Here is a 13,412-nt window from a genome sequence, read left to right on the forward strand (position 1 = left end):
GGGTTGAGCGCCTGGGGCACGCCAGTCATCAGCACCCGAAGTACCCGGATACTTCGTGGGTCCAGATGATTTTACGGTAGGTGAACTGCACTTCTTCCAGGTGGGTGAAGTGCGCGTTGCCTGGTTCCTGACAGTTGTGCATTTTGTTGTTGATGGCGACGATGATAGCGTCTTCCAGCTTGATGGTGTAGTAGTGTGCCTTGCGCCGAAGTGCGGTACCACTGGATAACGATTTCGCTCATGCGCTCGCCGGAGGTCAGAGCGGCTTGCAGCAGAGGCGAAGCCTTGTCATAGCTCTTGTCCGCAATGACCGTTTGCGCAACGGGAACCTTGGCAATCAGGTTGGGGGCTTGCGTGCAATCGTTGATATGGCCTCCAGTGATTTCAAACACGATGCGCAGCCCGCAGGCGTCTACAGCCAAGTGAATCTTACTGGTGTTGCCTGCTCGACTTTTCCTGATTGCCTGATCCTTGCGGCCGGCAGCCCCTGCACTGTGCTGGTGGGTTTTGACGTAGCTGCCACCGATGAAACCCATTTCATATCGGCGTCAATCACAAGCACCTGAAATACCTCGAGCCACTTGCCTGAAGCAGGCCACGCATTAAAGTGCTTGTAGACCTTGCTCCAGCCTCCGAATGCCTCGGGCAAGTCCCTCGAGGGGCATCCCGTGCGCATGCACAGTCATTCGTAAATCACGCTTTTTGTAGATGGCTTTGTGCAGCAGAATTTCCAGCAGCTTCGACCAGTGTTCATCGCCGAGCATCAATCGGGGCATTGCAAGCTCGTATTGGTGTTGTGTGAGAGCTACAACAATACGAGCTTGCTCTCATATATCAATTGGTTAGGGCGAAACGGGAACAGACCCTAAGGCCGGGGCCAGGCACTGCGTGTCAGCGCCCGGTTGCAGGTAAGGCATCAGGATCGGCGCCATGCCCTTGAGCACTTGCACTGGCAGGGCCGAGGTAAAGGTGAAGTGGGCGGCGGTCTGGCCGGGTACAAAGGCGGTGAGCGTGCCGAAGTGCTGTTCGCCCAGGTAAAACACAAAGGTCGCGGTGCGGTTGATGGACTTGGAGCTCAGAACGCGCCCGCCCGCACCGATGGCCTGGATGCGGTTGTCGCCGGTGCCGGTCTTGCCACCCATGGCCAGCGGGGTGCCGTCGGCCAGCTTGAAACTGCCCGCGACGCGTTTGGCGGTGCCCGCATCGACTACCTGCGAAAGCGCACCGCGCAAGGCCCGGGCGACCTCCACCGGCATCAGCCGTTTGCCCGGCGCCGGGTCGTTGACCACGCGGGTTTCGTAAGGCGTGCCAGCGGCAAAGTGCAGGCTGTCGATGCGCAGTACTTTGGGCCGCACGCCGTCGTTGAGGATGATGCCCATCAGTTCCGCCAGCGCCGCCGGGCGGTCGCCCGAGCTGCCAATGGCGGTGGCCAGTGACGGCACCAGGTGGTCGAACGGGTAACCCACCGCCTTCCAGCGCTGGTGAATGTCCAGGAATGCTTCGATCTCGAGCATGGTGCGGATGCGGCTATCCCGCGCCCGTTGATGGCGGCTCTTGAACAACCAGCTGTAAACCTCCTGGCGCTCGAACTGGCTGGCCTTGACCACGTCGCCAAACGTCGCGTCGGGGTGGTTGAGCAGGTAGCCCAACAGCCATAAGTCCAGCGGGTGCACCTTGGCGATGTAGCCCTGGTCGGGCAGGTCATAGGTGCCCGGGCCATAGGCGGTGTACAGCGTTGCCAGGCGCTCGTCGGTGAGTTTTTCGTTGGACTTGACCCCGGTGAGGTGCGATCGCACGAACAGGTTGAAGCTTTCCTGGCTTGCATTGGGCAGCAGGTAGCGGTGCACGGCCGCCAGGCGAATCGGCGTGGGCCGCAGGCCGTCCAGGAAGGTGTCGAGGCGCGCCTGGGTGTCTTTCTTCTGGTACTTGTTCCAGAACTTGCGCAAAAAGGTGGTGCCTTCGCGGTCGGCGAACCCGGCCAGGTATTCCTGGCGGCGCGGGTTGCTGTCGTCCTTGAGCAGCTCGGCGCTGTTGTTGGCGCCGGAGTAGGTGGTGTAGCGCACCAGGTCACGCATCAGGCGGATGAACGGCAGGTTGATTGACTCGCGCAACGCGTCGCGCAGGGTTGGGCTGCGGTTGTTGTCCTGGCTGCGAAAGTTGTTGAAGTGGTGCAGGCCGCCGCCGGTGAAAAACCGCTCGCCGGGGTTGGCCGAGTAGGTGCGGTCCAACGCGGCATCGAGCATGTTCGCCAGCGTGGCGTTTGGGGCCTGGATGAGGTAGTCCAGGGCCCAGCGGCTCAGGCGGTCTTGTTCATCCACCTGGACTTTGCGCAACGCGGCCGGGCTAAGGGCGGCGTATTGGGCGTGCAGCTCAGCGATGATTTGCAGGTAGGTGGTGAGCACCCGCAGCTTGGCCGTGGAGCCCAGTTCCAGCTTGCTGCCCTCGTTGATGTCGAAGGGTTGGTCGGTGTTGTCGGTCTGCACCCGCACGCGCGAGCCATCGGGGGTCAGTTCAAACAAGGTGAAGCTGTAGCGCACCTGCGCGGTGCTGGCGGGGGTGAGCAGGCGCTCGCCCAACAGGCCGGTCTGGCGGGCGAAGTCGGGGTTGGCCAGCTGTTTGAGGTAGTCGCTGACCTGGCCCTGCAATTGCCCTTGCAAGGTGCTGGTGGCCGACAGGTCCAGGCGGTCCAGGTCGTAGAGCGGGCGGTCAAGTAGGGCGGCCAGGCGGCTGCGGGCAACGCTGATGCCTTTGTTGCTTTCCACCGGCTGCACGGTGGGCTGTTGCAGCCAGTCGCGGTACGTCACCCGGGCGGCCAGCGCCGCTTGCAGCAGCGCGGGGTCGATCACCTGGTGCTGGGCCAGCAGGCGCAGGTGGCTGTCGGTGAGTTGCGCCAGTTCGTCGCGCCCCTTGGCCAGGTAATGGGAAGGCCGGCGCTGGGCGATGATCAACGACAGCACCTCGCGCAGGGCCACGCCGCGTTGCTCAAGGCTCTGGCGGTCGTTTGCAGTGCTGGCCAGGGCCTGGTTGACCTGGTTGAAATCGGCGCCGTACCACACCCGCAACCCCTCGGCCATGCCGTGCACCTCGCCGTGCCCGGGCACGGCCGACAGGGGCACGCTGTTGAGGTAGTCGCGCACGATATTTTGCCGGGCCTGGAGGCTGTCCGGCCCGTCGCGGTAGGCGCGCACGCCGGCAGAGAACATCTGCCGCAGTTTTTCGCCACCCGATAAGGTGAGGCCGTCCGGCGAGTGGCGGTACTTTTCCAGTTGCGTGGCCAAGGTGCTGCCGCCCGCGCTTTGGCCCGGCAGGTGCAACAGCTTGGCCACCTGCGACCACGCCGCCTTGGCGAACCGCGGCCAGTCCACTGCCGGGTTGGCCTGGGGCTGCGCGGGGTCGAGCAGGTCGCGGTTTTCGATGAACAACAGGCTGTTGACCACCAGCGGCGGCACCGCCGCAAAGCTGGCGTAGAGCTGCTGGGGGTAGTGGTATTGGTAGAGCGGCTGGGCGCGACAATCGGTGATGGACAGGCCCGCCTGGATTTTTTCGTGGTAGGGCACAAACAGGCCCTTGGCGCTGTAATCCATCAAGGCCTGCGAAAAGCGCGCCTGGGACTCGATCACGTAGCCGCGCTTGAGCAAACGCGGCAGGAAGGTGCCGAGGTCGCTGTAGCCCAGGCGTCGGTCGAAGGGCCCGCTGCCGGGGTACACCAGGGCGTCGCTGGGGCCGGGGCCCATCTGGTAGGTCAGGTCGTGGGCCAGGCGGCTGAGTTCACGGGCCTGGAACTGCGCCGTGCGCATTTCGGTGCGGGCCGCCCATCCCAGCGCGATCAACGCCATCAGCAACACCAGCCAGAACAGCCGCAACCCGTAGCGGGGGCGGGGTTGGTTTTTCGGTAAAGGCGCCTGTTCCGAACTGCCGTGGGGTTTCGCAGCCTCTGTCGATTCGGTTTGCCACCGTGCGCCCATCGTCGATTGATCCCTTCACGCAGATTGATCGGACTTGTCTGAAGCGTAGTCGTTGGGTGTAGGAAAGGAGGAATTTGTGCGCGATGGGTGAAGGTTCGGGCGGCGGCCCCAGTTGACGTGTTTTTGCCCGCTTGGAAGAATGTCTATCTGTAAAGTTGATTTTTATCAGTAAAAACAGCTGAATTTTTAGATTTATTGAGTGAAAGGCCCTAAGAAGGGCTTTCTATACTGCATGCCCCGCAGGTGTCGCCCCGCACCCGGCGGACTCTCCAATAACAAGATGAGGTTGTACCCCTATGCCCGTTGGCAACCCCCTGCCCCATGACGGGACCGCCCAAGGCGGCCCGCTTAAACGCGAACTCGGTGAGCGGCATATCCGCCTGATGGCGCTTGGCGCCTGTATCGGTGTGGGCCTGTTCCTCGGCTCGGCCAAGGCCATCGAAATGGCCGGGCCGGCGATCATGCTGTCGTACATCATCGGCGGCCTGGCGATTCTGGTGATCATGCGCGCCCTCGGTGAAATGGCCGTGCACAACCCGGTCGCGGGCTCCTTCAGCCGGTATGCACAGGATTACCTCGGCCCGCTGGCGGGCTTTCTCACCGGCTGGAACTACTGGTTCCTGTGGCTGGTGACGTGCGTGGCCGAGATCACCGCCGTGGCGGTGTACATGGGCGTCTGGTTTCCCGACACGCCCCGCTGGATCTGGGCCCTGGCGGCGTTGATCAGCATGGGCAGCATCAACCTTATCGCGGTCAAGGCCTTTGGCGAGTTCGAGTTCTGGTTTGCGCTGATCAAGATCGTGACCATCATTGCCATGGTCATTGGCGGCGTCGGCATCATTGCGTTCGGCTTTGGCAACGACGGCGTGGCGCTGGGCATTGCCAACCTGTGGGTCCATGGCGGGTTCATGCCCAACGGCGTGCAGGGCGTGTTGATGTCGCTGCAAATGGTGATGTTCGCCTACCTGGGCGTGGAGATGATCGGCCTTACCGCCGGTGAAGCGCGCAACCCGCAAAAGACCATCCCGAGTGCGATCGGCTCGGTGTTCTGGCGCATCCTGCTGTTCTACGTGGGCGCGCTGTTCGTGATTTTGTCGATCTACCCGTGGAACGAAATCGGCACCCAGGGCAGCCCGTTCGTGATGACCTTTGAACGCCTGGGCATCAAAACCGCAGCGGGCATCATCAACTTTGTGGTGATCACCGCGGCGTTGTCGTCGTGCAACGGCGGCATTTTCAGCACCGGGCGCATGCTCTACAGCCTAGCGCAAAATGGCCAGGCCCCGGCCACGTTCGCCAAGACCTCCACCAGCGGCGTGCCGCGCCGGGCGTTGGTGCTGTCGATCCTGGCGTTGCTGCTGGGCGTGTTGCTCAACTACCTGGTGCCCGAGAAAGTGTTTGTGTGGGTCACGTCCATCGCCACCTTTGGCGCGATCTGGACGTGGCTGATGATCCTGCTGGCCCAGCTCAAATTCCGCAAAAGCCTGAGCCCCCAGGAACAGGCGGGCCTCAAGTACCGCATGTGGCTGTACCCGGTCAGTTCGTACCTGGCACTGGCGTTTCTGGTGTTGGTGGTGGGCCTGATGGCGTACTTCCCCGACACGCGCGTGGCCCTGTATGTGGGACCGGCGTTCCTGGTGTTGCTGACGGTATTGTTTTACGCACTCAAGCTGCAGCCCGCTAACGCGGCCGTGGCTGTCGCGCGGTAAGCGGCCCGGCGCGTCGCCCGTCAGGCGGCGCGCCGAGGCTGTATCAGGCGCTTCTGACGGCAACTTGCGCCGCTTCGGTCAACTGACGCACAAGCCGGTCACGCTCGGTAATTTCCTGATCGACGATGGATTGGCGCCGTTCCAGGTATTCGTCCGAACCGCGGTCCGACACTTGCTGGTTCAGCGAATGGAGCTGGTAGCGCGCCATGGTTTCGATGGTGCTGAAGGGTTCCGGGTAACTGTGGGCCAGGTACTCGATCCAGAACGTTTCCATCAATAGCGAGTTTTGCGCCGCGGTGGTGCGGCCCAGCTCTGTCAGGGCTTCGCGGGCCTGGGCGATGTCCCGTTCGCTGACCCATTCCTCGACCGAATACAGCATGCTTTCGTCCTGCACCGGCAGGTTGAATGCGCGGCGCAACTTGAGCCGGTAATAGAGTTTGATCTCGGCGTCGTCGGTTTCCACGCCCGCTTCGTACAGGGTTTCGATGCGCTCGCCAGCCAGCCGGTCCACCTCGCGCAAATAAAACAGCCCCTCGGCCAGGGCCAGCAGTTCACGGTCGGCCTGGTGGCTACCGGCCTGGCTGCGGGCCTGGTGTACTTTGTGTTCGATCTCCATGTCGATAAAGGTCAGCAACGCGCCGTCGCCGCACGTACCGGCCACGTAGGTGTTGAGGAACACGTTGTGGCGCAACTGGGTGGATTGGCCCATCGCGTCCAGCAGGCGCCACACCCGGTCGGTGAGGGCCTGGCGCGAGGCGAGGTCGCGGGTGAAGGCGTGGGCCTTGGTCAGGTCGCGCAACACACGAAAAACATCGTCGGGGCTCGGGTCTGTGTGGCGTTCCAGTTGTGCCCAGAGTGCCTTGCGCGCCTCGTGCTGGGGGGCGGGCACGCCGCTGAGCCAGGCATTGACCGCCGTGGGCGTGGCGTGCACATGGACGATGCCGGGCAGTGCACCGCCGATCTGGATGCCGGTGGTGTTGCGGTAGGCGGTGATTCGCGCCAGGGTGTCGGCGCTCAAGGGGTTGTCGTGCAGCAGGGTGTTGCGGTTGGCCGGTTGCATGCGGGTGTCGCTGAACACCGCGTTAGGCAGGGTGGTGATCTGGTTTTCCTGAAGTTGCAACCGGCGCAGGCTGAAGCGGCTTTCGGCGCCCAGGGGCCAGCGGTCGATGCCGGTATTGCGCAGGCTCAAGTCTTCCAGGCTGCCCATGGCGCTCACGTCTGGGGTGAGGCCCAGCGGATTACCGTCCAGAAACAGCCCGCGCAGGGCCGTAAGCCCGGCCAGGCGCTGACGGCTCTGGGGCGTGAGCACCAGGCTGTTTTCCGACAGGTCCAGCAGGTGCAACTGGGTCATGGCGGTGACGCTCTGGGGAATATCGCCCAGCAGACAGTCGATTTTCAGGTATAGCAGGTTGGCGAACTTGCCGAGAAAGGCATCGCCGGTGGCGGGGAAGGCGTCGCCACTGATCTTCAGGTATTCGATGTGCTCGAACCCACGGGTGCCCAGCATGAAGTCGGCGTCGGGCAGGTCATTGCCGTCCAGTTCCAGCACCAGCCGGTGCACGTCGAACAGGCCTTCGTAGTACGCCTCGCGGGTTTGTCGGCGCCAGGCCCGGCGAATCTGCTGGGCCAGGAAGCGCCGTCGGCCCAGGTTCAGGCCCATCGGGTCGTTCGCGTCGTTGGCCTGGGGCGTTTCGGCCCAGCGGGTGAGGCCGAAGTCCAGGGCCTGGTATTCGGCCTTGCGGCTTTCCAGTTCGATAAAGGCGGCCGGTTGGCTCATGCCCAGCGAGTCGATCAGTTGATGGGCGTCGGCCACGTTGAAGCTTGGGTACAGCTCGATGACCTTGCTGACCAGGTCTGCCGTGCGGTCGCGGGTGAACGGCCACAGGTTGGTCAGGCTGAACGGGTACGCGGTGAACGTGCTGTGGACCTGCATCGGCGGTTGCAGCCAGTACGGAATGTGCGGCAGGCCCAGCAGCTGTTTGATGGCCACCCGCTGACTCAGGGCCAAGTCGGCGATGCGTGTCTGCAACGCCTGGGTGTCGATGCCATCGACAATGCCCAGGGCCTGGCTTTCGTCGACACTTAGCACTTGGGCCAGGGACGTGAGCAGGTCATGCACCGCGTCGGCAGGGTCGTTGAGCAGGCGACCCTCGCTGTCATAGGCCTGGTAGCCCGCGCCGAGCCGGGCGAGTGTGCGCCGGTCGCTGCCACCCGCGTGGCCAGCGCTTTGCAGCAGGCGCCCCTGGGCGTTGCCCTCATGGATGTCCACGCGCAGCGTCGCTGGCCAGCCGGGCACGGACTTGAGCAGGTGCAGGGTAATGGTGTCGCTGTCGGGGTTGGCCAGGGTGTTGAGGTACAGGCCCTCGAAGGCCCGGTTCAGGCGCGCATCATTGAGGGTCAGCCGGGCTTGCTCGGCGAGGCGCAGGCCCACTTCGTCGTGGTCTTGCAACCGCTTGATTTCGCGGGGGCTGGCCTGTTCCAGGATGGCCTCGACCGCGCTGGCGGGCAGCGCCGGATGATGGGCCTTGAAGCGTTGTTGCAACGCGGTGCCGCCGCGCTCGCTCTGGGCGTAGAGGATGCTGAACAGTTGCGCCCGTTCACGGTAGGCATATTGGGCGATCTTCTTGGCCAGCTTGAACAGGCGCTCCCCCGGTGTACTGGGCTGTTCGCCCAGCAGGGCCTGGGTGAGCGCGTCGTTCTGGAGAATGTTTTTCAGCGGCTCCACGCTGCGGCTCTGGGCCTGGGTTATGCGGATGTTTTCGGCATCGGCATGCCGGGTGGTGGGGTAGTGGCCGACGACCTTGCCCGTGCTGTCGACGATTTGCAGGGCGTGGCTGGCGGGCCATTCCGGCAGGGCGGTGACCAGCAGCAATTGCAGCGAGGGCCGCGCATTGCTGTTGCCTGAAAACACCGTCATGGCCTGGATAAAATGCAGGATGTCGCGCTCGATGCGAAAACGCTTGCCGGTGTCTGCCAGCAGCGGCGGCGGTGGCAGGCCGACGCTGTGGACCTCGCGCAGGGCTCGCGCCGGGGTGTCGGTGAGGGCCAGGATGCGCTGGGCGGTGGCCTGGTCGACGTTGTAGTCGCCGGGGCCCAGGCGCGAAAACAACTGGTGGTCGCTCCAGGTCAGCGGGTTGTCGTTGGCCAGCCGCCAGGCACCGTAGCGGTTGTGGGCGAGCAAGGGGGTGTCCACGCCGACCTTGTCCGGGTGCTTGAGCCGCCACATCAGGCGCTTGCTGTCAAAGGTGATCGCGTACACCGAGCCCGCCAACGACAGCAGGTTCTGCCCGTTCAATTCGTACAGGCCTTCGCGGTTGGGAATCAGGTCGGTGGGCAGCACCTGGCTCATTTCGTATTGGCCCAGCGAGTGGTCGAGCAGGCTGACATACCCTTCGCGGCTGCGCTGGGCACTCATGGTGTCGCCCAGGGTGGTGCGCAAACCTTGCGCATCGACGGGCGAGCGCATGCCCAGGCTCAGTCGTTCGTGGGGTTGCAGGACCGAAGCGATGGCCAGGTAGAAACTGTCGCTGGGCGGGCCCACGGGAATCGTGCCGCCGTTGCGAAAATCCACGGCTTCGTAGTGGCCCTGGCCGTAGTGGCGCAGCTCCACGGTAAGGTCGTCGGGGCCGCTGCTGACGTAAGGCATGAGCGCTTTGCCGTCGGCTATCTCGGTCACCACCAGCGGCCGCTGGAGAAGCCTGCGCAGCAGGCTGGAGGCGAATTCGCGAGCCCATAGGTCGGCGTCCGGGTTGAACGGGCGCGGGTTGTACAGCCCGTCGATGGCGGCATCGATGCGCAGTGCGGTGCGGTGGTGTTCAAGGCTTTCATGCACAGGCGCCGGCAGCTTGGCGTCGCTGATGAACAGGGCCTGCTGTGCGGCGGTCAGCGGCGTGAGCGCCAGCAATTGCAGCAAGTGCGCCGGGGTCAGCGGCGGATACAAGGTGCGCAGCTTGTGCAGCAGCGGTGTGACGGGCAGCGCCGGTGCGGCCCGGTAAAGGGCGACGAACCGACGGGCATCGTCGGTGCTCGGCACATCGCTGCGCACCTGCTCGGCGTAGCGGGTGAGGGCGGCAAACAAGGGCATGCGTTCGGTTCGCACCTGCTGGCTGATCTGCTCGCGCAGCCGGGCGATGCGTTGGGCTTGGGTGAAGTTGGGGTTGCTTTCCTTGCCCAGGGTCGCGCTGGCGGGCAGTTGGCCGAGCACTTGCTCAAACAGGGCCTGTGCGGGGGTGACGGTGGTGTCCAGGCCGACATAGGTGCCGTCATCGCGTCGCGTAAGGTTGACCGGGTGAGTACCGTTGGCCGCAGGCTGCGCACCGGCGTAGGTTTCCAGGCGAAGGTCCTGGGCGTCGTGCACGTGGATCAGCGCGGTGGCCGGCCAGCCGGGCAGGTGCGGCAGCAGGCGCAACACGACCTGGTCGGCGTAGGGCGGCATCGATTGCAGGCGGTGGAAGTCGTTGATCATGTGCCTGAGCAGCCGGTCCACTTGCAGGCGTCGCGCCCCCTCGATGAGGTTGATGGGCGCGGGGTGCCCGGCCCACACGCTGTTCAGCGTGGCCCGTGACGGCGACAGGCTGCGCAGCATGTATTGGATGTCGGTCCCGGACACGGCGGGCATGCCGTTGGGCAGCAGGCGCTCGACCAACTGGATGTCGGACAGGGCGTGCGTGTCGGTCAGGTCCAGCACCCAGGCCTGCAGCGCCGAGTCGAAGAGAATCGGCGGGGCAAAGAGCCCAGGGCTTTCCTGCTTGAGGGCAAACCGCATGGTGCGCGTGTCGTAGCTGACTTCCATCGTCCATTGCTTTTCGCCCTGGCGGACCCAGGCGTATTGCTTGCCGGATATCTCGTAGATGCCCTGGGGGTTGGCCACGTGCCCGTTGAGCAGGTTCTGGTCGAGGGACACGTAGGGCCCGATATCGGCCTTCCACAGCATCGCCTTGCCGTCGCCATCGATGACCTTGCGCGGGTTGCCCAATTGTTGCAGCAAGCCTTCGATGCGCTGCTGGTGCACGCGCCCGGCGGTGGACACCAACAGGCCGTTGACGGCCATGTCTGCCACATCGGCCAGCGCGCTTGCGAACTGGTCGGCCTGGCCACGGACCGCTTCGTTGACGCCAGTGATCACGCTGTAGGTGAGGCTGCCAAACACCGCCAACTGCATGACCCGGTTCAAGCCCGTGACCCCACCGGGCATGGGCAGCAAGAGCAGTTGCAGGACTTCGTCGGCGAGGTTGGCGGCGCCGTCGATCACGGCTTGCAGGTCGCGTTCCGACCGGGCGCTGGCCAGGCTGGACAGGTTGGCCTGGTAGCGCTGGGCCTGGCGGTAGGTGAGCGCCTGCACCAGGGTTTCGTCGCGGCCGTGCTTGGGGTCGGCAGTAAAGCGCAGGTTGTCCAGGGTGCTGGCCGGGAACCAGCGGTGAAAGGTGTCGTACAGCCAACCGGCCACAGCGGTCAGCCCTGGGGGGCGTATGACCTGTTTGCCCAGCAGTTTGAAGGCATGCAGTTCGCTGGCCGGGAGTTGCCGGGCGAACCAGCCCAGGTCGCGCGCCGCATGGCTGTCCTTGAGTTGTTGGATGAAGTGCCTGCCAGCGGTGGCCGCGTCTTCGTGATAGCGCAGGGCGCCGCCGGGGCGGAACGGGAAATACGACAGCACGCCAAGGCTGGCCACGCGGATCAGCAGTAACGGCACCGGCACAGTGGCGCCCTGAAGCAGGTCAACGCCGATGAGCATGCCCAGGGTGTCAAAGCCCAGTGCCGTGCCCGTGGCATCGATGGTTTGCAGCAGGGCGTCGTAGTACTGGCGGGTCAGGCCGGTGCTGGCGCGGTTGCGGTAGGCCTCCAGCGCCTCGAACCGCAGGCTGGCCTGCGTGCTGGCGAGCAGCAGGCTGGCGAGCGTGCCGCCGGGTTGCATCTGGGCGTGCAATTTTTGTTGCAGTTGCCCGCCCAGGTCCAGCTCACGGCTGATGGCCACAAAGCTGGCCACGCTCAGGTCCCTGGCGCCGGTGAGGTAGGAGGCGTGCACGAAACTGTGCCCGGAAGGCTGCGGGGTTTCGGTGGCGAAATCGAAGTTCAGGCAGGCGGCGTCCCACAGCGACAGAGTGCAAACATGGGCGCGGTACTGCCACTCATCGTAGGCGCGGCGAAAGCGCTTTTGCCGGGGCTTGGTGTCGACGTTGCTGGGGCGCGGTTCCCACGGCAGCGGCGGGTCGACTTTTTCCAGGTAGCGGGTGTGCAGGAAGATCTGCTCCGGGTCCTGGCCATCGAGACGGCTGCGCAGTTGCGCCAGGCCCTGGGTCTTGAACGCGTGAATGATCGCGCTGTTCTGCGCCTCGACAGCCTTGAGGGCCTGGTGCGCCTCGCGTTGCAGCCTGACGTAGTCCCGTTGTTCCGACGTAGTCAGGCTGGATAGCGTGTGGGCGAGGTTGAGGCGGATCAACTCCAGGACTTGTTGGCGAGCCCAGCCTTCGCTGGACTGCAGGGTGCCCGACAAGCCATTGAGCGGTTGATGGGTTGGCATGGTGCCATTTTCCTTTCACTCGGTAAGTGGAAGGCAAATGGAACCACCCGCTCGCAGGCGTCGGGCGCTACCTATGTAGCGTGCGCCACGGGCAGCGGCGTGGCCTTGGCGGGCTGGTTGAGGCGTTTGTTCAGCTCCAGCCATGCGGCGAGGCCGGCCATCAGCAGGGCACCGGCCAGGGCGGTGAACACTTGCATGACAAACGCGTCGTCCATGATCGCGTTGAGCATGTCGGCCAAGGGCGCCAGCAACACGCCCAGGCAGAACACTTCCAGCGAATAGCGCCCCATCTGCCCGATCTGCCGGGCCAGCCAATGGCGCGTCCAGCCAACGGTGGGCAAGAGCTTGGCGGTGACATAGGCCAGCGCCAGAAAATGCACCAGGCGCACCGGCGACAGATCGGTCTTGCTGATGGGGTAGAGCAGGTCACTCAACAGCGCAGGCATCACCGCATCGTGAATGTCCGGCCAGCGCCAGGCCACCGTGATGACGCCCGCCGCCAGTACGTAAGCGGCGGCGGCGAGGAACACCGGCTGGCGGCGCAGCGGGCGGGTTTGCGTGGGGCGCGCCCGCTGGCTGTACACCGCGGCCGCGCCGCCGAGCACAAACAGCAACTGCCAGGTGACGGGGTTGAAGTACCACACGCCATCGCCAATCGCTGCCAGGTTCCACCCCAGCAGCGGCGCCAGCAGGTAGATCACCAGCGACACCGCCACCACCGCCTCTGCCCGGCGCAACAGCAGCGGTAGCACCAGCGGCAAGCCTGCCAGCAACACGATGTACAGCGGCAGCGGGTCCATCAGGTTGGGCTTGAAGCGCAATAACAGCTCATCCACCAGCGCCTGCTGAGGGTCGGTGATGAAGTGGGTCAGGCCCATTTCCTGAACCAGATCGCGGGTTTCCACATGGCTGTTGGCGAAAAACACGATGCCCATCAGCATCGCCAGCAAAAAGATATGCACCACGTACAACACCCACGCGCGGCGCAGGATTTTCAGGCAGGCCATCCAGTAACCGTCGCGCTGCATGATCTTGCCGTAGGCCAGCACAGCGGCAAAACCTGCCAGAAACACAAACACTTCGGCGGCGTCGCTAAAGCCAATATTGCGCAGGGTGAGTTGGCCCAGCGGGTTGTGGGGGACGTGATCCCAAAAAATGAAGATCAACGCCAGGCCCCGAAAAAAGTCGATGCGCGGGTCGCGTCCGTTCGGCATGGCAGCG

At 64.3% G+C, this 13,412-nt stretch carries 6 protein-coding genes and 1 pseudogene; 1 reads left to right on the forward strand and 6 read right to left on the reverse strand.

The features are described 5' to 3' along the window. The 4 genes and pseudogenes from tssD to ACW9H9_RS22040 all read right to left on the reverse strand — a co-directional run. Positions 1-527 (reverse strand): annotated as a pseudogene (tssD, locus tag ACW9H9_RS22025) (type VI secretion system tube protein TssD); the annotation flags it as partial. Next, positions 413-676, reverse strand: a complete 264-nt coding sequence (locus ACW9H9_RS22030; protein WP_457345231.1) for a transposase — start codon at positions 674-676, stop codon at positions 413-415. The gene ACW9H9_RS22030 and the pseudogene tssD, both read right to left, overlap by 115 nt. Continuing rightward, positions 603-776 carry a hypothetical protein gene (locus ACW9H9_RS22035; protein ID WP_457345278.1) on the reverse strand — a complete coding sequence of 58 codons (174 nt, stop codon included), beginning with the start codon at positions 774-776 and terminating at the stop codon, positions 603-605. Before ACW9H9_RS22035 ends, ACW9H9_RS22030 begins: the two co-directional genes overlap by 74 nt. A 66-nt stretch (positions 777-842) precedes the next feature. Further along, the gene (locus tag ACW9H9_RS22040; RefSeq protein ID WP_457345232.1) at positions 843-3,965 is read right to left on the reverse strand and encodes a transglycosylase domain-containing protein; all 3,123 of its coding nucleotides are present in this window, start codon (positions 3,963-3,965) and stop codon (positions 843-845) included. Between the two features lie 296 nt (positions 3,966-4,261). Here ACW9H9_RS22040 and ACW9H9_RS22045 point away from each other — a divergent pair, with 296 nt between their 5' ends. Then, complete coding sequence (locus tag ACW9H9_RS22045; protein WP_457345234.1) at positions 4,262-5,674, forward strand: amino acid permease; 1,413 nt, start codon at positions 4,262-4,264, stop codon at positions 5,672-5,674. Positions 5,675-5,717: 43 nt separating this feature from the next. Here the strand turns inward: ACW9H9_RS22045 and ACW9H9_RS22050 are convergent, their stop codons facing one another. Both ACW9H9_RS22050 and ACW9H9_RS22055 read right to left on the reverse strand, forming a co-directional pair. Then, a complete protein-coding gene (locus ACW9H9_RS22050; protein ID WP_457345236.1) occupies positions 5,718-12,191 on the reverse strand; it encodes an NEL-type E3 ubiquitin ligase domain-containing protein in 6,474 nt (2,157 codons plus the stop codon). 71 nt (positions 12,192-12,262) lie between these two features. Continuing rightward, positions 12,263-13,405 carry an OpgC family protein gene (locus ACW9H9_RS22055; RefSeq protein WP_457345238.1) on the reverse strand — a complete coding sequence of 381 codons (1,143 nt, stop codon included), beginning with the start codon at positions 13,403-13,405 and terminating at the stop codon, positions 12,263-12,265. Positions 13,406-13,412: the final 7 nt, after the last annotated feature.

This window comes from Pseudomonas sp. SDO5215_S409 (assembly GCF_054071325.1).